Genomic DNA, 18,591 nt, shown 5'->3' with positions numbered 1-18,591 from the left:
GGACAAGCCTCCTCGCTCGGACATATGTCTATACATAATTGCAGCGGCGAGGAAGGAGGCGAATATGCGGTGCGACCGGCTCTGGACCAACGCGCGCCTGGCGACGCTTGCGGCGGATCAGCCGGGAATCGGCGAGGTCGAAGGCGGCGTCATCGCCTCCTGCGACGGCCGCATCCTCTACGCCGGCCCCGCCACGCTCGCCCCTGCCTTGGTCGCTGATGAAACGATCGACTGCGAAGGTCGTTGGATCACGCCAGGCTTGATAGATCCGCACACGCATCTGATCTTCGGTGGTGATCGTGCGCAGGAATTCGAGATGCGCCTGGCGGGGGCCTCCTACGAGGAGATCGCCCGCGCGGGAGGCGGCATCGTCTCAACAATGCGCGCGACACGGGCCGCGAGCGAAGACGATCTGGTGGCGGCGGCGCTGCCTAGGCTCGATGCCCTGATTGCGGAAGGCGCCACCACCATTGAGGTGAAGTCGGGCTACGGACTGTCGCTTGAACATGAGATCAAATGCCTGCGCGCCGCTCGCCGACTAGCGTCCGAACGGCCGGTCCGGATCGTCACCACCTTTCTCGGTGCACACGCCCTGCCCCCCGAATGGTCAGCCGACGCCGATGGATACATCAACGAGATCTGCGACCGCATGATCCCCGCCGTCGCGGTCGAGAATCTGGCCACGGCGGTTGATGCGTTCTGCGAAGGCGTCGGTTTCACGACCGCCCAGACCCGACGGGTCTTCGAGGCAGGCCGCGCTCACGGCCTGGCCGTGAAACTGCACGCCGAGCAGCTCTCGAACCAGCATGGAGCCGCCCTGGCCGCCGAATTCGGAGCCTTGTCGGCCGATCACCTGGAACACCTCGACGCGGAGGGCGTGGCAGCCATGGCGCGCGCGGGCGTCGTCGCGACTCTGCTGCCCGGCGCCTTCTACTTCGTCCGCGAGACCCGCCTGCCGCCCATCGACAACTTGCGTGGAGCCGGCGTGCCCATCGCTTTGGCAAGCGACTGCAATCCTGGCACCTCCCCACTTACCTCGCTGCTGCTGGCGATGAACATGGCCGCGACGCTGTTTCGCTTGACCGTCGACGAGTGCCTGGCCGGCGTGACCCGCGAGGCCGCCCGCGCCCTTGGATTGCTCAGCGAGACCGGAACTTTGGAGGCCGGCAAGGCCTGCGACTTAGCGATCTGGGACGTCGAGCGCCCAGCCGAACTTGTCTACCGCATGGGCTTCAATCCGCTCCATGCGCGCGTGTGGAGCGGAAAATGAATTGTGTGGTGCTACACTCGGCCGATGTGAGCCTGGCCGATTGGCGCGCAATCTATCGCGGCGCCGAGGTGCGGCTGGACTCCGCGTCGGACGCGGCGATCGCGCAAAGCGCCGCGGCCGTCGAGCGCATCCTCGCCAAAGGCGCCCCAGTCTACGGCATCAACACCGGCTTCGGAAAGCTGGCCAGCGTTCGTATCGACGCTGCCGACCTCGAGACCTTGCAGCGGAATATCGTGCTCTCGCACGCCGCTGGCATCGGTGAGCCGTCCCCCGTCGCGGTCGCACGCCTGATGCTCGCCCTCAAGCTCGCCAGCCTCGCGCAGGGAGCCTCCGGCGTCCGCTCCGCCACCATCGCCCTGCTCGAAGCGATGCTGACAAAGGGGCTGACCCCTGTCGTTCCGGCGCAAGGGTCCGTAGGCGCATCCGGCGACCTGGCGCCGCTGGCGCACATGGCCGCAACCATGATCGGCGTCGGGGAAATCTTCGTGGCCGGCGCGCGTCGTCCCGCGCGGGAAGCCTTGGCCGAAGCCGGTCTCGCCCCCCTCACCCTCGGCCCGAAGGAGGGACTGGCGTTGCTGAACGGAACACAGTTTTCAACGGCCAACGCGCTCGCCGGTCTGTTTGAAGCCGAATTGCTGTTCCAGACCGCGCTCGTCACCGGCGCACTGTCGACGGAGGCGGCGAAGGGATCCGACACCCCATTCGATCACCGTATCCATGCTTTGCGCCGGCACGCCGGCCAGATCGAGACGGCCGACGCCCTTCGCTCGCTAATGGCCGGCTCTGCAATCCGCGCCTCGCACCTGAAGGACGACGAGCGGGTGCAGGATCCCTACTGCCTGCGTTGCCAGCCTCAAGTCATGGGCGCCGCGCTGGACATCCTTCGCCAGGCCGCGGCGACGCTCGCGACCGAGGCGAACGGCGTGTCCGACAATCCGTTGATCTTTCCGGACACCGACGAAGCCCTGTCGGGCGGCAACTTCCATGCAGAGCCTGTCGCCTTCGCCGCTGACATGATCGCCTTGGCGATCTGCGAGATCGGCTCGCTGTCCGAGCGCAGAGTGGCGATGCTCGTCGACCCTGCGCTCTCCGGCCTTCCAGCGTTCCTGAGTCCCAAGCCCGGGCTGAACTCGGGCTTCATGATCCCGCAAGTGACCGCCGCGGCGCTCGTGTCTGAGAACAAGCAGAAAGCCTACCCGGCCAGCGTCGATTCCATTCCCACCTCCGCCAATCAGGAGGACCACGTCTCGATGGCCGCACATGGAGCACGGCGGCTGCTGGGAATGGCCGAAAACGTCGTCGGCGTACTGGGGATCGAACTGCTGGCCAGCGCGCAGGGCTGCGACTTTCATGCGCCCTTGGCGTCAAGCGAGCCGCTGGAGGCAGTCCGTTCGACCGTGCGCGCACGCGTGCCGCACCTTGGCGACGATCGCCACTTCTACCCTGATATGCAGGCGGCGAACGATATCGTGCGCTCGGGCACCGTCATTGCGGCCGCCAGTTCCGTCGACCTGCCAGGTGTCGGCTGATGGACTGGCTGGAGGTTCGGCGCGGCGAGGCGCCGTTGATTGTGAGCTTTCCGCACACCGGCACGGACATTCCAGCCGACATCGAAGCACAGCTGACATCCTCCTGGCTGGCTAGGAAGGACGCGGACTGGTGGATTCATCGTCTCTACGACTTCGCCAGCGACCTCGGCGCGACAACTGTCCGAACCACGGTCAGCCGCAGCGTCATCGACGTCAATCGCGACCCGAGCGGCGCCTCGTTGTATCCTGGCCAGGCCACCACCGAACTGTGTCCGACGACGACCTTCGATGGTGAACCCCTCTATCGGGACGGTCCGCCAGATGAGACCGAGATCGCCCGCCGTCGCGCCACCTACTTCGAGCCCTACCATGCGGCGCTTGCCCAAGAAATCGAGCGGCTGAGCCAGTTGCACGGAACCGTGGTGCTTTACGAAGCCCACTCCATACGCTCGCGTATCCCGCGACTGTTCGAAGGCGAGTTGCCTAACTTCAATCTCGGCACAAATTCTGACGCGAGTTGCTCTCCGGTCCTGGCGGCAGCGGTCGAGGCGGCTTGCAAAAATTCCAGGTTCACACAGGTGACCAACGCCCGCTTCAAGGGCGGCTGGACCACCCGGCACTATGGCCGCCCCGGAGCCGGCGTACATGCGATCCAGATGGAGCTCGCCTGCCGCGGCTACATGGACGATCCGGCCGAACCGGCCACGCACGCCAACTGGCCTGCGCCCTATTCGCCGGTCCAGGCCGAACCTATGCGCGCCGTGCTGACCGACGTCCTGAAGGCCTGCATCGCCTTCGCCCAATCCCGAGATCTGAAATGACCCGCCTCGACAAGACCCGCGTGATCAACCCCGCGACCGGAACGGAGCTGTCCGCCAAGAGCTGGCTGACCGAAGCGCCGCTGCGCATGTTGATGAACAACCTGCATCCTGACGTCGCCGAACGTCCTGAGGAGTTGGTGGTCTACGGCGGCATCGGACGCGCCGCGCGCGACTGGGAGAGCTTCGACAAGATCGTCGAGACCCTTCGCCGCCTCGAGGACGATCAGACGCTGCTGGTCCAGAGCGGCAAGCCGGTGGGGGTGTTTCGCACCCATGCAGATGCGCCGCGCGTGCTGATCGCCAACTCGAACCTGGTGCCGCGCTGGGCGACCTGGGATCACTTCAACGAACTCGATCGCAAAGGTCTGGCCATGTATGGCCAGATGACCGCCGGCTCGTGGATCTACATCGGCGCGCAGGGCATCGTGCAGGGCACCTATGAGACGTTCGTGGAGATGGGGCGCCAGCACTACAACGGCGATCTCTCGGGTCGCTGGCTGCTAACCGCGGGCCTCGGCGGTATGGGCGGCGCTCAGCCGCTCGCCGCCGTCATGGCCGGCGCGTCGTGCCTCGCCATCGAGTGCCAACCGTCCAGCATCGAAATGCGCCTTCGCACAGGCTACCTCGATCGCTCGACTGACAACGTCGACGAGGCTCTGGCCTGGATCGAGCGGTCGTGCGCCGACAAGGCTCCGATCTCGGTGGGACTGCTGGGCAACGCCGCTGAGTTGCTACCCCAACTGCTGGCCCGCGGCGTGCGCCCTGACCTGCTGACGGATCAGACCTCGGCCCACGACCCCGTGAACGGCTATCTGCCCAAGGGCTGGAGCCTTGAGCGTTGGTACGCCATGCGCGACCAAGATCCCAAGCAGGTCGAAGAAGCCGCTCGCGCGTCCATGGCCGGGCACGTCAAGGCGATGCTCGACTTTCAGTCCGCGGGTGTGCCCACCGTCGACTACGGAAACAACATCCGTCAGATGGCCAAGGAGGAAGGCGTGGCCAACGCCTTTGACTTCCCTGGCTTCGTGCCCGCCTACATTCGCCCGCTGTTCTGCCGGGGCATCGGTCCGTTCCGTTGGGCCGCGCTCTCCGGCGATCCGGAGGACATCTACAAGACTGACGCCAAGGTGAAGGAGCTGATCCCGGATAACGCACACCTGCACAACTGGCTCGACATGGCGGCCCGGAGGATCAAATTCCAAGGCCTCCCCGCCCGGATTTGCTGGGTCGGGCTCGGCGATCGCCACCGCCTCGGCCTCGCCTTTAATGAGATGGTCGCGAAAGGCGATCTGAAGGCGCCGGTCGTCATCGGCCGCGATCACCTGGACTCTGGCTCCGTCGCCTCCCCCAACCGTGAAACCGAAGCGATGCGCGACGGCTCCGACGCGGTCTCTGACTGGCCACTGCTCAATGCGCTGCTGAACACCGCATCTGGCGCCACCTGGGTCTCGCTCCACCATGGCGGTGGAGTGGGGATGGGCTTCTCCCAGCACTCGGGCATGGTCATCGTCTGCGACGGCACGGACGCCGCAGCCAAGCGCATCGAACGCGTGCTGTGGAACGACCCGGCGACGGGGGTAATGCGGCATGCGGATGCCGGCTACGACATCGCGCTCGACGTCGCCCGCGAGAAGTCCCTCGACCTGCCGGGTATCCTTGGCTGATGCGCATCCTTCGCGCCGCGGACCGCATACCGACCCCATGGAAGAACGGAGGAGGCCTCACCTGCGAGGTCGCAGCCTGGCCGCCAGGCGCATCGCTCCCCCACTTCGAGTGGCGCGCTAGCATCGCCGAGGTGACGTCGGACGGGCCGTTCTCAGATTTTGAGGGCGTCGACCGTGTGATCACGGTGCTTGAAGGGGCAGGCCTTGAACTGCGGTTCGAGGGACATAAGGCGGTCAGAGTCGACACCTCTGCCGTTCCGCTCGCTTTCCCGGGCGATGTGCCCTGCAGCGCCGCCCTCGTCGGCGGGGCGGTGCGCGACTTCAACGTGATGGTTCGGCGAGGCCGCTGGGCCGCTCACGTTCGGAGAGTCGATGCGCCGACGACGCTGCACATGCAGGCGGAAGTCACCATCGTTCTTGCCCGCACCTCGGCTTCATTGGACGTCAATTGCCTCGGGCCGGAGGACGCTGTGCTTATCGAAGGCGAGCACGAGGTGGACCTCGTCCACGGCGCGTGGGTCGTGGCTGAACTGACGCGCGTCTAGTCGACGACCTCGACAAGCTCGATGCGAAACTCGAGCGGCGTGTTTGGCGGGATCATATCCTTGCCCGCCACGCCGTAGGCGTACTCGGGCGGAATGTAGATCACCCACTCGTCACCTGGCCGCATCAGCGGCAGTACGGTGACCCAGCCCGGGATCAGCTTGCCGAGCGGAAAGGTCACGGCTCCATCCGGATCATTCTTGGAGGAGTCGAACACGCGTCCGTCAAGGAACTTGCCTTCGTACCGCACCTTGATCGTGGACGAGCGTGTCGGGTGCACGCCCTTTTCGGGCCCGGACTTGAGGATTTTGTACTGAATGCCCGGGATCGTCTTGACGCCCGGGACCTGCCCGTTCCGCGTGAAGAACTCCACGTTCGCATCCTGCGCCATCGCCGGGGCGGTCAGAGCGAAAGCTAAAAGAGCGCCGATAAGCTTTTGCATTCGCTGCTCCGGTCAGCCGCCAGACACAAGACGTTCGAGACTCGACGCTACGGTCGGATGATACGTCGGTTTCGCTTTCTGGAAGATGCGAGTTGCGATGGGACGGCCCCAGTCGCCCTGCTTCATCAGGCCGGCGTAGAGCGGACGCAGGAAGAGCCCGCGACCGACCGAGGTAAGAAACTCCTCGAGGGCCGGAACAGCCGGTTCGTAGCGATTGGCGATCGCGAGCTCCAGCCAGGCCGACCGGATGTAGCTGTTCGTCGAGGTCGAGAGCTTGAGGGTTCCGTCCAGGTCGTCGAGCTGAGCCTTCGACAGCTGCCGCGGTAGGCTGTTCAGGAACCGCAACCACTCCTGGGTCGTCCAGGCCGACGTCGTCAGTTGCGACGCCGGCGCGCCCTGCTTGAATGCGGCGACCTGGGCGTCGACGCGTGCAAGCGCCTCGGACTTAACGTGCACTGCATTGTCGGGAAGACCCGCTGCGTACGCCCAGCGATCAAGCTGGAGTTTGTCCTCCAGGCCTTTGTCGCCCTTGATGAGATTGGCGCGCAAATCCTTTAGGAATCCGGCCGTGGTTTGCGGCTGAAACGCGTGGCGATCGAAATACGAGGTGAGATAGGCGTCCCAGCGCTCGCGCCCGACCGTCTTCTCGATCGTTCGCAAGAAGGTCGCGCCCTTGAAGTAGGCCAGTTGCCCGCCGACGTCCCCATAGAGCTTGGTGGCCTCGCCGGTCGGACCGCCGACCTCGGCGATGTCCGCCTGCATCCCGTCCCAATCGAGATCGGCTTCCATCTCAGCCCGCGGCGCGCCGTATTGCGCCTCCATGATGCGGTTCTCGAAGTAGGTGGTGAAACCCTCGTTCAGCCAGCCGTCCGGCCAAGTCGCGTTGGTAACCAGATTGCCGGACCAGCTGTGGGCCAACTCGTGCGCGACGAGGCCGACATTGGCCCGGTCGCCGGTGATGAAGGTCGGGGTCAGGAAGGTGAGGGTCGGGTTCTCCATGCCTCCGAAGGGAAACGAGGGCGGCAGAACGAGCACGTCATAACGACCCCAACGGTAGGGCCCATAGAGCGCCTCGGCGGTGGTCACCATCTTCTCGGTGTCGACCAGTTCCGCGGCCGCCCGGTCCATCATCGACGGTTCGGTATAGACGCCAGTGCGCGGCCCAAGCTCGCGGAAGGTCAGATCCCCCACCGCCAGGGCGATCAGATACGGAGGCACCGAGTTGTCCATCCGGAAGCGATAGGCGTGCTTGCCCTCGCCCGCCGGCTCCCCATCCGGCGTCAGGCGCGCGCCGCTCATCACCGCCACGAGGTCGCTGGGAACAACGACCCGCGCCGTCCAGGTTTGCCGAATCCCAGGGCTATCCTGCGTCGGGATCCAGCTGCGGTTATTGATGTCTTGGCCCTGGCTGAAGAGGTACGGCTTGGCCTTCCCTGCAGTCAGTGACGGCGGCAGCCACTGAAGCGCGCGCGCGCCAGGGCTGGATGCATAGTGGACCACGATCCGCCTGGCGCCGTTCAGTTGCACGGTGAGCGGCGCCCCGAGCTCCGCATCCGATGCGCCGAGCTTCCAGGCCAGGTCACGTCCGGCTCCGTCCGTTACCTTGCTGACCGTCAGCCCCAGCGTATCGAGCACGATCTCCTTGGCCCCGGGGGCCGCGAGCACGTCCATGGCGGCCTGCCCGCTCATGGTCTTGGTATCGAAGTCGGCCGTCAGATCGAGATCGACGTGCGTTACCCGCGCGACGAGCGGCCGCGCGTACGAACGCACATCCCTTGCGTCCGGGGTCGTGAGCACGGGGGCGACGGGCGAAGCCGCCAGGGTGTTCGTCGCGATGCCGGCGGCGGAGAGGGCGGACGCGAGAAGAATGGCCCGCAGGAAAGTGCGCATGCTGAAAACGCCCCCAGGAAAAGTACTGGCCCGCACAGCGGCCCGAGTCGTCGTCATCCTAGCCGCTGATTGGGGCAATTCTTGTCTTTATGACGGCCGATCATGCATCAGCTAAGCCAATCCCGGGTCTGGCCCTATTTATGCCCGGGTGATTTTGTGACAATGACTCTACGATGTCCGACACGCACACCGCATTCGCCGGCGCCCGCAAGCTTGCCTCCGGGCCGCTTTCCGCCATCGCGCCGGCGGTAAAGGCTGCGGTCGATGCCGGCGAATCCCACGTGCTAGTCTTTAACGACATGTCCGGCCGGCAAGTCGATTTCGATCTGCGGGGCAGCCTAGGCGAGGTGCTAGAGCGCCTGATGGCGGAACCGTTGCCCCGATCGCCGGGACGTGGACGACCGAAGCTCGGCGTCACCGCGAGAGAAGTCACTCTCCTGCCCTCACATTGGGAATGGCTTTCGAGCCAACCGGGCGGCGCATCGGCGGCGCTGCGCCGATTGGTCGACCAGGCTCGGAGGTCGGGCGGCGACGACAAACGGCAAGCGCAGGAAGCCGCCCATCGGGTCATGTTCGCCCTGGCCGGCGATCTCCCAGATTTCGAAGAGGCGACGCGGGCGTTTTATGCGGGAGATCAGGACCGCTTCCTTGCGCTCACCGACGGTTGGCCGATGGATGTCCGCGACTATGTGCGTGAGATCACCGCCCGCGCCATCGCCTGACCTTCACTGCCGCGCCCAAGCCTTCCGCAGATCGAGAAGCATGTCGACCGCGAGTTGACGCGCAAGATCGCAAGCGGCGAGGTCGGATCCGCGGATCACATAGCCTGCCTCGAGATCACCGATCGTCGGATCCGACGGCAGCTGATGCAGCCGACAGGTGCGCATAGCCGCGTCAGGAATCTCAACGCGTGGAAGCGCAACCGACGAGGCCGGGTGAAAGCTCGCACAACTGGCGGTCAGCAGTGCGCAGGCGAGCAGCCCGCTCGTCAGCAAGCGGCTTATCAGCGTCCTTTGCATTCATGGCCTCGATGGAGTGTTGACGGGCGAGCTCCGCGCCGCCCGTTTGACGGCGAACAAACATGTCCGTGCGCGCCGCGGCCCGGCGCGCAAGATCAACTTCGACCATTGCAGTCGCAGCCTGCGTCTGGGCGACCTCGGCCTTGTGACGCTCGTCCTCGACGCCGTGACTACGCCCCTTCCAGTAGATGGAAACGAGCACCATCGCGATCGCGGCGACGCTGGCGAGGCCGAACCATGCGCGCAACGTCATCGACGTGAATCCCACGGAACTCTGCTCACTTGAGCCCGCTCGCCCGCAACCCGACGCCTGCAGCAAACGCCGCTAAGCCGGCAGCGAGCCATGGTCCGCAACGAGCAAGCCACGTCCAGAACGCGGCGACGCCTTCGACGCGATCACGCTGCGCTTCAAGCAGGTCGATCCGACCAAGGGCGGTGCGAAGCTCTCCGCGCAGCGCTTCCACCAGCTTGCCGGCTTCCTGCGCCTCGAGCCGCGCCAGGCGCTCTCGGACGTCGTCCACCTTGTTGGTAAGCCCTTCAAGTCGCTTCGTCTGCGCTGCGACATTGTCGCCGATTTGCCGAAGCGTAAGGATCTGCGCTTGGTGAAGCGCCTCAGCGAAACTGCCCGCATCGTCGGCCGACGTCACGATCGCCACCACCTTCTCTGGCCCCCGCCGACGCCACCCACGCCACCGCCCCGCGATGACGGCAACGCCGCCGCGGGAGGCAAAAAGTCACCGGTCTCATGCACCGCGCCCGTCCAACCGGGCTCGGCGAGCGTCTCGCTGATTTTTTGGAGGTGATCGGCGCGAGTAAGGCCATCAGCCAGCGGCGTATTCAGATATCTATCGGTGCTCGACCACTCCATGCGCGGCTTGGCCGATGACGGCGCCCTGATCTACTTCGAGGATCAGCGCAGTTCGCCAAGCTCCGACATGCTGGGTCAGGTGGTCGTCGTAGAGACCGACACCGACGAAGTGTTGGTCAAGCGCCTGCTGCGCGGCTCCGCCCCTGGGCTCTATGACCTGGAGAGCGTCGCCGGCCCCACCCGCCGCGACGCGCGACTGCGCTGGGCCGCGCACATCACCGCGATCATCCCGCCCTATCAGGCCCGCCGGATCATCATCAGCGAAGGCTGAGCTTTCGGTTGTGAGTTAATGTATATAATATACATTGCTCGGATGTCCGAACTCGAACGGCTGATCGATTTAGAGGCCTCGGCCGACGCAGCGCGGGTGACCCTCGCCGAGCGTGAACTCTCCCGCAGCCGCGGCGTCGCCTGGTCCGGAATGACGCCGGAGCATCAGGTGCCTTGCCCGCCCGAGACGCTGCGCAAGCGCGCCCAGGCCCGGCTCGCCGCGCGACAGGCCTGGCGCGCTGGTGCCGACGGCGCGTTCGTCACCGCCGTCGGCCGCTGCCAGGCGGCTGCGCGGCAGGCCTTCACCACCGCCGAACGCGCTCGCGCCGGCGCCTCCCGCGAAGAGCCGGCCGAATGGCGATTGCAGGTGCTGGACGAGTTGTCCGCGCAAGCCCGCGCGCTTGCGGCCGGCGTACGCCAGGCCCGCCGCGCGCTTACGCCCTAGCAGCGGCCGACGGCGCGCTCCCGCGCCGGCCGCCAAGACCGCACCTCCCGGCGCGCCCGGATTTCGTCGTGCAGCATGTCCGCCAGATCCAACACCTGCTCACGCGACATACGCCGCGTCGCGCCGCGCACTTCGGCGGCGAGGCGTGACATCAGGTCGGACGGTAAGCCTTGATTGGCGCTCATCGTCTTGCCTCACGCTAGCCCGTACAGCCCACTCCTCCAATTCGCGAGCACGCAGACTTGTTCCCGTTAATCGTGCATTTGACATAGATAGTTCGCCAACCTAACTAACTCGCCATGCCGAACTCCGCCGAGACACTGGCCCTTGCCGACAACTTGCGCGCGCCGCTGCTGCGGGTGGCGCGTCGCCTGCGCCAGGAGGCCCAGCGGGCCGGCAGTTCGGCGCTCGACGCCCTGATCCTCGGCCACATCCGCCGCCACCCCGGTGTCGGCGTCAGCGAGCTTGCGCAGGCTGAACAGATCTCGCGCCCCAGCATGAGCGGCCACGTCAAACGCCTCGAGGCGGCCGGCTGGGTGTCGCGCATCGATGACGCCAATGATGGACGCCGCTCGGGCCTGCGCATCACTCCGCAGGGCGAGGCTCAGGTGGACGCAATCCGCCAGCGCCGCAACGACTGGCTCGCCGACCGTCTCGCGCGCCTCTCGCCGGACGATCGCGCGGCCCTGGCCGACGCTGGCGCGCCGCTGCTGAAACTCCTGGAGTGCGAACCTTGAGCCCCGTCGATCAACCGCTGCAGGACGAAGGCTCCACTCGAACCACCCGCGGCTGGCTGATCCCGGCGATCATCGGGTCGGCCATGCTCATGCAGACGATGAACGCGACGGTGATCGCCAACGCGCTGCCGACCATGGCCGTCGCACTGGGGGAGCCGCCCCTGCGTCTCAACCTCGCCATCACCATGTTCCTGCTGGCTTCGGCCGTTTTCCTGCCGATCAGCGGCTGGGTCGCCGACAAGTTCGGCGCCAAGCGGGTGTTCATGGTCTCGATGGTGCTCTTCGCGCTGGCCTCGGCCGCCTGCGGCTTCGCCCAGGACCTCACGCAACTGGTCATCGCGCGGATCTTCCAGGGCATGGGCGGGGCGATGATGATGCCCGTCGGCCGACTCGTTCTTCTGCGGACCACCCCCAAGGAGGAACTCGTCGGGGCCATGTCGGTAATGACTATGCCGGCCCTGCTAGGCCCGGTCATCGGCCCGATCGTCGGCGGCGCGATCGTGACCTTCGCCGACTGGCGCTGGATCTTCTTCCTGAGCATCCCGGTGGCCGTCGTCGGCGTCCTGCTGGTCATGCGCTATGTGCCCAACGTCAAGGAGCAGCAGGTCTCGCCGATCGACTGGAAGGGCACCTTGCTCACCGGTCTCGGCCTGGCCGGCCTGATCTTCGGCTTCGAGAACATCGGTCGCGGGCTGCTGCCGGACGTCCTGGTCGCATCTATGTTCTTCGGCGGCCTGGCGGCGCTGGTCGTCTACTGGCGTCACGCGCGCGGCAACCCGCACGCCATCCTCGATCTCTCGGTGTTCCAGCTGCAGACCTTTCGTGCCTCGGTCATCGGCGGAGCGTTCATGCGCATCGCCATGGGCGCCACCCCGTTCATGCTGGCCATGCTGCTCCAGGTGGGCTTCGGCCTCTCGGCGATCCAAGCCGGTCTGATGACCTTCATTTCCGCGGCTGGGGCCCTGGTCATGAAGACTACGGCCCCGCCGATCCTGCGCCGTTTCGGGTTCCGCACGGTGCTGATCGTCAACGCCCTGATCGTCGCCGTCAGCTTCGTGGCCTACGGCCTGTTCAAGCCGACTACGCCCCATTGGCTGATCCTGCTGATCCTCGGCGTCGGGGGCTTCTTCCGCTCGCTGCACTTCACCAGCCTCAACGGCCTAGCCTTCGCCGACATCGGCCAGGACCGCATGAGCCGCGCGTCGACCACCTCCTCGATGGTCCAGCAACTGGTGCAGTCGATCGGCATCGGGCTCGCGGCCGCTCTTATGCACTTCTTCATGGTGGCCCGCGGCGACGACCAGCTCACCGCCGCGGCGATCTCGCCGGCCTTCGTGGTCACCGGGCTGATCACGCTGATCTCGCTGGCCTTCTTCATCCCCCTGCCCCGCGACGCCGGCGATGAGATGAACGGCCGCCGGTGATCCAATCGCCACATCGGGCGTTATCCGCTCGCCAGGGGCGATCCCGGTTCAGGAGGCGAGAATGATCCGCAAGGCGCGCGCAGTTTGGCGTGGAACGGGCCGTGACGGCGACGGCGACCTCACCACCGATTCCGGGGTCCTTTCGTCGACGCCCTACAGCTTCAAGACCCGCTTCGAAGACACGCCCGGAACCAACCCTGAAGAGTTGATCGCCGCCGCCCACGCCGGCTGCTTCACGATGCAGCTCGCCTTCCTTATCCAGCGCGCCGGCCTGGCGGCCGAGGAGCTGACCACCGAGGCCGCCGTCTCGCTGGTCCCCGACGGTGAGGGCTTCAAGATCGACCGCTCGGCGCTGACGCTGCAGGCCAAGGTGCCCGGCATCAATCAGGTGAAGTTCGACGAGCTCGCCCGCATGGCCGAGAAGAACTGCCCGGTGTCGCGGCTGCTCAACGCCGAGATCACGCTGCAGGCGACGCTGATCTCCTAGCGCCGCGCCAGCAGCGCAGTCATCCGGCACTCAGCCCCCTCGGGCGGGAAGTCCAGCTTGACCGTGCCGCCATACGCCTGCAGGGCGCTAAGGGTCAGGCGGGTGCCGAAGCCTGTGCGCTTCGGCGGCGTCACGGGCGGGCCGCCCCGTTCCCGCCAGTGCAACTGCAGGCGCTCGCCGTCGACGCCCCAGACGATCGAAACTCGCCCCGCGCCCGAGAGCGCGCCGTACTTGGCTGCGTTGGTGGCCAGTTCGTTGAGCACCATGACCAGATTGACCGCCATTTCCGGATCCAGGGGCGCGGGCGCAAGCGGGCCGTCGATCTGGAACCCTTCCGCTGCAAATGGAGCCAAGGCCGCCTCGATCACGTCGCGCAGATCGGCCGCTTCCCAGACATTGCGAGTGAGCAGGTCGTGGCCCCGCGCCAGCGACTGCAGGCGGCTCTCGAACGCCGCGCGGAACGCCGCCGGGTCGTCCGGAGCGCCGCGCATGGTCTGCGAGGCGATCGCCTGCACCGCAGCCATGTTGTTCTTCACCCTGTGGTTCAGTTCCCCGAGCAGCAGGTTCTGGCGCTCGCGCGCAGCCACCTGCGCAGAGATGTCTTGCGAGGTGCCAATAACGTGCACCGGTCGCCGCTGAGCGTCGAACGACACTCGGGCCGCCCCCCGCACCCAAACCGCGGAACCGCCGTCGCCGGCGGCTGTGGTGCGATGCTCCACCACGTAGTGGCCGCCGTTCTCCCCTGCCATCGCCGCATCATAGGCGGCCCGCGTGGCCGGAAAGTCCTCGAAGTGAACGGCCGCAGCGTAGGTGGCGTAGTTCAGCTCGCCCTCGGGCGGCATGCCAAACATCCGACGTGTCCGAGGGTCCCAATCGACTCGGTCGGCCGCGACGTCGTACTCCCAAAGGCCCAATTCGGTCGCGTTGAGCGCCAGTGCAAGCCGCGCCCCCTGACGTTCGGCCTCCAGTTGAGCGGCGTGCTGCTTGGTGATGTCTATGATGATGAAGACCACTTGGCCGGCCGCGCCCGCAAACGGCGTGAAGGTGCCTAGGAACCAGCCTTGGTGACCGTTCGGAAAGCGGAAAGAGTACTCAATGGTCTCTGGCGCGCCGTTGGCCAGCACCCGGCGCAAAACGTCCAGGCGGCCCTGGATTTGGTCGGTGGTTACGCCCAGGTCGCGTCCCGTGCGGCCGCTCAATGTCCCCGGCGCGCAGCCATAGAATTCGCAAGCCCCTCGGTTGGCCATGAGGAAGCGGTAGTCGTCATCCAGCGGCTCAACCACGCCCGCCAGCATCGACGAGGCGTCGAGCATCGCCTGAAGCAGCGCTTCGCTGCCGGCGCTGGCGTTCGGCCAGTCGCCCTTCCGCTGCTCGTCGCCCATAAGCCCTCCGCCCGTGACGCGTCCGATCCTAGGACCGGAATCCGCGGCTGGACAGCCGGCGATCGACCTCAGGCCGCGCGCTGCGTCGTTTCGTCCGGCTCGGTCGGCAGGTCGCCCGACGCGGCGTTGTAAACGTCCATGTCGAGCATCCCCTGCTGCTTGGCAACCAGGGTCGGGACCAGCGCCTGTCCCGCCACGTTCGTCGCAGTCCGGCCCATGTCGAGGATCGGATCGATGGCCAGCAGCAGCCCCACGCCTTCAAGCGGCAGTCCCAGGGTCGAGAGCGTCAGGGTCAGCATCACAACCGCTCCGGTCAGGCCGGCCGTCGCCGCCGACCCGATCACCGAGACGAACACGATCAGGAAGTAATCGCTGACCGCCAGTGGCACGTTGTAGAACTGAGCGACGAAGATGGCCGCCACGGCCGGATAGATCGCTGCGCAGCCATCCATCTTGGTCGTCGCCCCGAGAGGGACCGCAAACGCCGCATACGGCCGCGGCACGCCCAGCGCGCTCTCAGTCACGGTCTGGGTGACCGGCAGGGTTCCGATCGACGAGCGCGAGACGAAGCCGAGCTGGATCGCCGGCCACGCGCCGGCGAAGAACTTGAGCGGGTTCAAGCCATTGGCCGCGAGCAGGATCGGATAGACCACGAACAGCACTAGGCCGAGCCCGGCATATACCGCCAGAGCGAAGGCTCCGAGCTGGGCCAGCGCGTCCCAACCGTAGTGGGCCACCGCGTTGCCGAATAGCCCGATGGTGCCGATCGGGGTCAGCCGGATCACCCACCAGAGGATCTTGCGCACGATGGCCAGCGCGGAGGCGTTGAACGCCAGAAACGGCTCGGCCGCCGCGCCCGACCTCAGCGCCGCGATTCCCGTGACCAGCGAGATGACCACGATCTGCAGCACGTTGAACGACAGCGACGTCTTGGCGCCGTCGTCCGTCAGGGTCGTGGCGGCCGCCAGGCCCAGCATGTTCGACGGCACGAGGCCGGTCAGGAAGTCGAGCCACGAGCCGCTGGTGTGCGGAATCTCGGCTGCGGCCGCCGCCACGCTGGTGTTCAGTCCCGGCTTCAGCACCAGGCCCAGGACGATGCCGATGCTGACCGCGATCAGCGCCGTCGCGGCGAACCACAGCAGGGTGCGCCAGACCAGGGCGGCGGCGTTCTGTAGCTGGCGCAGGTTGGCGATGCTGGCGACGATAGCCGTGAACACCAACGGCGGCACCAGCACGCGCAGCAGCTGGACGAAGGTGGACCCGGCCAGGCGCAGGGCCTCGGATAATCCATGCCCCGCCTGCCCGACCTCGGAGCCCAGTTCACGCGCCAACAGGCCCAGCCCCAAGCCGAGCGCCATGCCGGCCAGGACCTGGAACCCGAATGAAGCGAAGATGCCGCCGCGTTTGCGCGCCTGCGCCATGGAAAGCTCCTACTGAAAGTCGCGCGGAGCATGGTCGGGGCTCTGTCCCCACGCCAGCGGTTTGAGCTTTTTGTGTCGTTAGAAAAGCTGACGACGGTCAGATCGACTGCACCCCTGGCGCCGATCGGCAGATCCTGCCCACCCTGGCGAGCAGTTTTTGCCGCGCGCGGACGGCAAAATTTACCGTATTCGACAGGTCGCACCCCGCTCGAAACATCCGCAACGAACGGCGGTCGCCGAAAAAGCTCAAGCGCATCAACGAAAAGAGGTTAACGGCCTGAATTGGCCCGCCCCTTGCTCAGGAGTCTCGCAGGCAAAACGCCTCCGGCAGTCAAAATGACGTCGGTCTCCGAGAAAAGGAAACACGTGTATGTCGCTGAATTCGGTCAACACGAACAAGGGCGCGATGATCGCGCTCCAAAATCTGAACGCCACCAACAAGGACCTTGGCACCGTTCAAAACCGGATCAACACCGGTCAGAAGATCGCCACCGCCAAGGACAACGGCGCCATCTGGGCCATCGCCCAGAACCAGCGCGCCGAATCCGCCTCGCTCAATTCGGTCATCTCGTCGCTGCAACGCGGCCAGTCGGTGGCTGACGTCGCTATGTCGGCCGGCACCGCCATCTCGGACATTCTCGTCCAGATGAAGGAAAAGGTCCTGGCGGCGACTGAAGCGGGCCTGTCGACCGCCTCCAAGCAGGCGCTCAGCGATGAGTACACCTCGCTGCGCGATCAGATCGACACGATCGCAAACAACGCCACCTTCGACGGCGTCAACCTGATCTCGCGCCCCTCGGTCAACAGCTCGAGCATCAAGGCGATCGCCAACGCCGACGCCACCGCGACCATCGACATCGACCACGTCGACCTGTCGAAGTCGAACGCCAAGATCGCCGCGACGCTGACCTCGCTGACCGGCACGGTTAACTCGGCGGACGTGAAGGAAGTGGAAGATGCCATTCAGGACATCTCCTCGGCCCTCTCGAAGCTCGGCACCGGCGCCAAGGCGCTCGACACCCACATGACCAACGTCATGAAGCTCCAGGACACCCTGGACGCCGGTGTCGGCAACCTGGTCGACGCCGACCTGGCGAAGGAAAGTGCGAAACTGCAGGCGCTGCAGACCAAGCAACAGCTTGGCGTGCAGGCCCTCAGCATCGCCAACCAGTCGTCGAGCACCCTGCTCGGACTGTTCCGATAGGTCTGACGAACGCTCTGCGTTCAACGACGGCGGCGGGAAGGGAAACCTTCCCGCCGCTTTCGTTTGGGAGCTACTCGGCCGCCATGGCCAGGGCGCTGCCGCGGGTCAGCGAGGTCTTCGCCGCCAGCGCGGCCTTGGCCGCTTCGTACTCGGCCGCCAGGCGGTCGATCATGTCGCCGGCGCTGGGGATGTCCTTGATCGCGCCAATGCCCTGACCGCAGCCCCAGATGTCCTTCCAGGCCTTGGCCTTCTGGTTGCCGCCCGAGCCGAAGCTCATCTTCGACGGATCCGATTGCGGCAGGTTGTCCGGATCCAGGCCGGCCGCCTCGATCGACGGGCGCAGATAGTTGCCGTGCACGCCGGTGAACAGGTTCGAGTAAACGATGTCGTCCCCGCTGCTGGCCACGATCATGTCCTTGTAGCCCTGCTGGGCGTTGGCTTCCTTGGTCGCGATGAAGGCCGAGCCGATGTAGGCCAGGTCCGCGCCCATGGCCTGCGCCCCAAGGATCGCCGCGCCATTGGCGATCGAACCCGACAGCGCGATCGGTCCGTCGAACCACTCGCGCAGTTCCTGCACCAGCGCGAACGGCGACAGGTGCCCTGCGTGACCGCCGGCGCCGGCCGCCACGGGGATCAGGCCATCGGCGCCCTTCTCGACCGCCTTGCGGGCGAAGCGGTCGTTGATGACGTCGTGCAGCACGACGCCCCCGTAGGAGTGGATCGCCTGGTTCACGTCTTCGCGCGCGCCGAGCGAGGTGATGGTCACCGGAACCTTATACTTCACGGCCATCTCGACATCGTGCTCAAGGCGGTCGTTGGTCTTGTGGACGATCTGGTTCATCGCGAACGGCGCTGACGGGCGGTCCGGGTTCTTGCGATCCCAGTCAGCCAACTCCTCGGTGATCTGCGCCAGCCATTCGTCGAGTTGGCTCGCTGGACGCGCGTTCAGCGCCGGGAACGAACCGACGATCCCTGCCTTGCACTGCGCGATCACCAGCTCCGGGCCGGAAATGATGAACAGCGGCGAACCGATCACCGGAATGCGCAGCCGCTCTGCGAGAATGGGGGGCAAGGCCATGGAGTCGTCCTTATGAGATGGGTCGATCTAATTTTTACAGCGTACACACAAAAAATCGCGACACGCAAGCACCGCCGCCGCATGACCTCGCGTGAAC

20 protein-coding genes are annotated in these 18,591 nt (G+C 66.0%); 12 read left to right on the top strand and 8 right to left on the bottom strand.

Annotated features, from left to right (window positions below):
* Window positions 1–64: 64 nt before the first annotated feature.
* Genes hutI through GGQ61_RS19685 form a run of 5 tightly spaced genes read left to right on the top strand, consistent with a single transcriptional unit; the run spans window position 65 to window position 5,829 of the window.
* Window positions 65–1,270, top strand: a complete 1,206-nt coding sequence (gene hutI / locus GGQ61_RS19705) for an imidazolonepropionase (RefSeq protein ID WP_183776641.1) — start codon at window positions 65–67, stop codon at window positions 1,268–1,270.
* On the top strand, window positions 1,255–2,799 hold the full coding sequence (gene hutH / locus GGQ61_RS19700) for a histidine ammonia-lyase (protein ID WP_183776639.1): 1,545 nt from the start codon (window positions 1,255–1,257) through the stop codon (window positions 2,797–2,799). The genes hutI and hutH overlap by 16 nt, the downstream gene beginning before the upstream one ends.
* A complete protein-coding gene (gene hutG / locus GGQ61_RS19695; RefSeq protein ID WP_221221158.1) occupies window positions 2,799–3,620 on the top strand; it encodes an N-formylglutamate deformylase in 822 nt (273 codons plus the stop codon). Before hutH ends, hutG begins: the two co-directional genes overlap by 1 nt.
* Window positions 3,617–5,284: a urocanate hydratase gene (gene hutU / locus GGQ61_RS19690; protein WP_183776637.1), complete on the top strand. Its 1,668-nt coding sequence runs from the start codon at window positions 3,617–3,619 to the stop codon at window positions 5,282–5,284. The genes hutG and hutU overlap by 4 nt, the downstream gene beginning before the upstream one ends.
* The gene (locus tag GGQ61_RS19685; protein WP_183776635.1) at window positions 5,284–5,829 is read left to right on the top strand and encodes a HutD/Ves family protein; all 546 of its coding nucleotides are present in this window, start codon (window positions 5,284–5,286) and stop codon (window positions 5,827–5,829) included. Before hutU ends, GGQ61_RS19685 begins: the two co-directional genes overlap by 1 nt.
* Here GGQ61_RS19685 and GGQ61_RS19680 read toward each other — a convergent pair.
* Both GGQ61_RS19680 and GGQ61_RS19675 read right to left on the bottom strand, forming a co-directional pair.
* On the bottom strand, window positions 5,826–6,269 hold the full coding sequence (locus GGQ61_RS19680; RefSeq protein ID WP_183776633.1) for an FKBP-type peptidyl-prolyl cis-trans isomerase: 444 nt from the start codon (window positions 6,267–6,269) through the stop codon (window positions 5,826–5,828). The genes GGQ61_RS19685 and GGQ61_RS19680 overlap by 4 nt on opposite strands.
* Before the next feature lie 12 nt (window positions 6,270–6,281).
* Complete coding sequence (locus GGQ61_RS19675; protein ID WP_183776631.1) at window positions 6,282–8,159, bottom strand: M1 family metallopeptidase; 1,878 nt, start codon at window positions 8,157–8,159, stop codon at window positions 6,282–6,284.
* A 173-nt stretch (window positions 8,160–8,332) separates the two neighbouring features.
* Here GGQ61_RS19675 and GGQ61_RS19670 point away from each other — a divergent pair, with 173 nt between their 5' ends.
* Window positions 8,333–8,881, top strand: coding sequence for a DUF2239 family protein (locus GGQ61_RS19670; RefSeq protein ID WP_183776630.1), 549 nt, complete (start codon window positions 8,333–8,335; stop codon window positions 8,879–8,881).
* Between the two features lie 181 nt (window positions 8,882–9,062).
* On the opposite strand, the gene GGQ61_RS19665 is transcribed toward GGQ61_RS19670, so the two are convergent.
* Both GGQ61_RS19665 and GGQ61_RS19660 read right to left on the bottom strand, forming a co-directional pair.
* On the bottom strand, window positions 9,063–9,446 hold the full coding sequence (locus GGQ61_RS19665) for a hypothetical protein (protein ID WP_183776629.1): 384 nt from the start codon (window positions 9,444–9,446) through the stop codon (window positions 9,063–9,065).
* A gap of 10 nt (window positions 9,447–9,456) precedes the next feature.
* The gene (locus GGQ61_RS19660; protein ID WP_183776628.1) at window positions 9,457–9,834 is read right to left on the bottom strand and encodes a hypothetical protein; all 378 of its coding nucleotides are present in this window, start codon (window positions 9,832–9,834) and stop codon (window positions 9,457–9,459) included.
* 195 nt (window positions 9,835–10,029) lie between these two features.
* Between GGQ61_RS19660 and GGQ61_RS19655 the strand changes: the two genes are divergently transcribed.
* A complete protein-coding gene (locus tag GGQ61_RS19655; RefSeq protein ID WP_183776627.1) occupies window positions 10,030–10,317 on the top strand; it encodes a S24/S26 family peptidase in 288 nt (95 codons plus the stop codon).
* A gap of 42 nt (window positions 10,318–10,359) precedes the next feature.
* Window positions 10,360–10,761: a hypothetical protein gene (locus GGQ61_RS19650; RefSeq protein WP_183776626.1), complete on the top strand. Its 402-nt coding sequence runs from the start codon at window positions 10,360–10,362 to the stop codon at window positions 10,759–10,761.
* Here the strand turns inward: GGQ61_RS19650 and GGQ61_RS19645 are convergent.
* Complete coding sequence (locus GGQ61_RS19645; RefSeq protein WP_183776625.1) at window positions 10,758–10,946, bottom strand: hypothetical protein; 189 nt, start codon at window positions 10,944–10,946, stop codon at window positions 10,758–10,760. The genes GGQ61_RS19650 and GGQ61_RS19645 overlap by 4 nt on opposite strands.
* Before the next feature lie 114 nt (window positions 10,947–11,060).
* On the opposite strand from GGQ61_RS19645, the gene GGQ61_RS19640 reads away from it, so the two are divergent.
* The 3 genes from GGQ61_RS19640 to GGQ61_RS19630 all read left to right on the top strand — a co-directional run bounded on the left by GGQ61_RS19640 (window position 11,061) and on the right by GGQ61_RS19630 (window position 13,409).
* Window positions 11,061–11,498 carry a MarR family winged helix-turn-helix transcriptional regulator gene (locus GGQ61_RS19640; RefSeq protein WP_183776624.1) on the top strand — a complete coding sequence of 146 codons (438 nt, stop codon included), beginning with the start codon at window positions 11,061–11,063 and terminating at the stop codon, window positions 11,496–11,498.
* The gene (locus GGQ61_RS19635; RefSeq protein ID WP_221221156.1) at window positions 11,495–12,922 is read left to right on the top strand and encodes an MFS transporter; all 1,428 of its coding nucleotides are present in this window, start codon (window positions 11,495–11,497) and stop codon (window positions 12,920–12,922) included. The genes GGQ61_RS19640 and GGQ61_RS19635 overlap by 4 nt, the downstream gene beginning before the upstream one ends.
* A 61-nt stretch (window positions 12,923–12,983) precedes the next feature.
* Window positions 12,984–13,409 carry an OsmC family protein gene (locus tag GGQ61_RS19630; protein ID WP_183776622.1) on the top strand — a complete coding sequence of 142 codons (426 nt, stop codon included), beginning with the start codon at window positions 12,984–12,986 and terminating at the stop codon, window positions 13,407–13,409.
* On the opposite strand, the gene GGQ61_RS19625 is transcribed toward GGQ61_RS19630, so the two are convergent.
* Window positions 13,406–14,791 carry a sensor histidine kinase gene (locus tag GGQ61_RS19625; protein ID WP_183776620.1) on the bottom strand — a complete coding sequence of 462 codons (1,386 nt, stop codon included), beginning with the start codon at window positions 14,789–14,791 and terminating at the stop codon, window positions 13,406–13,408. The two genes, GGQ61_RS19630 and GGQ61_RS19625, sit on opposite strands and share 4 nt — an antisense overlap.
* Before the next feature lie 68 nt (window positions 14,792–14,859).
* Window positions 14,860–16,212 carry a dicarboxylate/amino acid:cation symporter gene (locus GGQ61_RS19620; RefSeq protein ID WP_183776612.1) on the bottom strand — a complete coding sequence of 451 codons (1,353 nt, stop codon included), beginning with the start codon at window positions 16,210–16,212 and terminating at the stop codon, window positions 14,860–14,862.
* 370 nt (window positions 16,213–16,582) lie between these two features.
* Between GGQ61_RS19620 and GGQ61_RS19615 the strand changes: the two genes are divergently transcribed.
* Window positions 16,583–17,416: a flagellin gene (locus GGQ61_RS19615; RefSeq protein WP_183776610.1), complete on the top strand. Its 834-nt coding sequence runs from the start codon at window positions 16,583–16,585 to the stop codon at window positions 17,414–17,416.
* 70 nt (window positions 17,417–17,486) lie between these two features.
* Here GGQ61_RS19615 and GGQ61_RS19610 read toward each other — a convergent pair whose 3' ends face one another.
* On the bottom strand, window positions 17,487–18,494 hold the full coding sequence (locus GGQ61_RS19610) for an NAD(P)H-dependent flavin oxidoreductase (protein WP_183776607.1): 1,008 nt from the start codon (window positions 18,492–18,494) through the stop codon (window positions 17,487–17,489).
* Window positions 18,495–18,591: the final 97 nt, after the last annotated feature.

This window comes from Phenylobacterium haematophilum (genome assembly GCF_014196295.1).
GTDB classification, from domain to species: domain Bacteria; phylum Pseudomonadota; class Alphaproteobacteria; order Caulobacterales; family Caulobacteraceae; genus Phenylobacterium; species Phenylobacterium haematophilum.
Note: the sequence above shows the minus strand (reverse complement) of the source record. Positions and strands in the feature narration are given on the sequence as shown.

Bases quoted from the DNA above. Each gene is read 5' to 3' on its own strand.
- hutI (WP_183776641.1), top strand. From the start codon at position 65: ATGCGGTGCGACCGGCTCTGGACCAACGCGCGCCTGGCGACGCTTGCG.
- hutG (WP_221221158.1), top strand. From the start codon at position 2,799: ATGGACTGGCTGGAGGTTCGGCGCGGCGAGGCGCCGTTGATTGTGAGC.
- hutU (WP_183776637.1), top strand. From the start codon at position 3,617: ATGACCCGCCTCGACAAGACCCGCGTGATCAACCCCGCGACCGGAACG.
- GGQ61_RS19685 (WP_183776635.1), top strand. From the start codon at position 5,284: ATGCGCATCCTTCGCGCCGCGGACCGCATACCGACCCCATGGAAGAAC.
- GGQ61_RS19680 (WP_183776633.1), bottom strand. From the start codon at position 6,269: ATGCAAAAGCTTATCGGCGCTCTTTTAGCTTTCGCTCTGACCGCCCCG.
- GGQ61_RS19675 (WP_183776631.1), bottom strand. From the start codon at position 8,159: ATGCGCACTTTCCTGCGGGCCATTCTTCTCGCGTCCGCCCTCTCCGCC.
- GGQ61_RS19670 (WP_183776630.1), top strand. From the start codon at position 8,333: ATGTCCGACACGCACACCGCATTCGCCGGCGCCCGCAAGCTTGCCTCC.
- GGQ61_RS19650 (WP_183776626.1), top strand. From the start codon at position 10,360: ATGTCCGAACTCGAACGGCTGATCGATTTAGAGGCCTCGGCCGACGCA.
- GGQ61_RS19645 (WP_183776625.1), bottom strand. From the start codon at position 10,946: ATGAGCGCCAATCAAGGCTTACCGTCCGACCTGATGTCACGCCTCGCC.
- GGQ61_RS19640 (WP_183776624.1), top strand. From the start codon at position 11,061: ATGCCGAACTCCGCCGAGACACTGGCCCTTGCCGACAACTTGCGCGCG.
- GGQ61_RS19630 (WP_183776622.1), top strand. From the start codon at position 12,984: ATGATCCGCAAGGCGCGCGCAGTTTGGCGTGGAACGGGCCGTGACGGC.
- GGQ61_RS19625 (WP_183776620.1), bottom strand. From the start codon at position 14,791: ATGGGCGACGAGCAGCGGAAGGGCGACTGGCCGAACGCCAGCGCCGGC.
- GGQ61_RS19620 (WP_183776612.1), bottom strand. From the start codon at position 16,212: ATGGCGCAGGCGCGCAAACGCGGCGGCATCTTCGCTTCATTCGGGTTC.
- GGQ61_RS19615 (WP_183776610.1), top strand. From the start codon at position 16,583: ATGTCGCTGAATTCGGTCAACACGAACAAGGGCGCGATGATCGCGCTC.
- GGQ61_RS19610 (WP_183776607.1), bottom strand. From the start codon at position 18,494: ATGGCCTTGCCCCCCATTCTCGCAGAGCGGCTGCGCATTCCGGTGATC.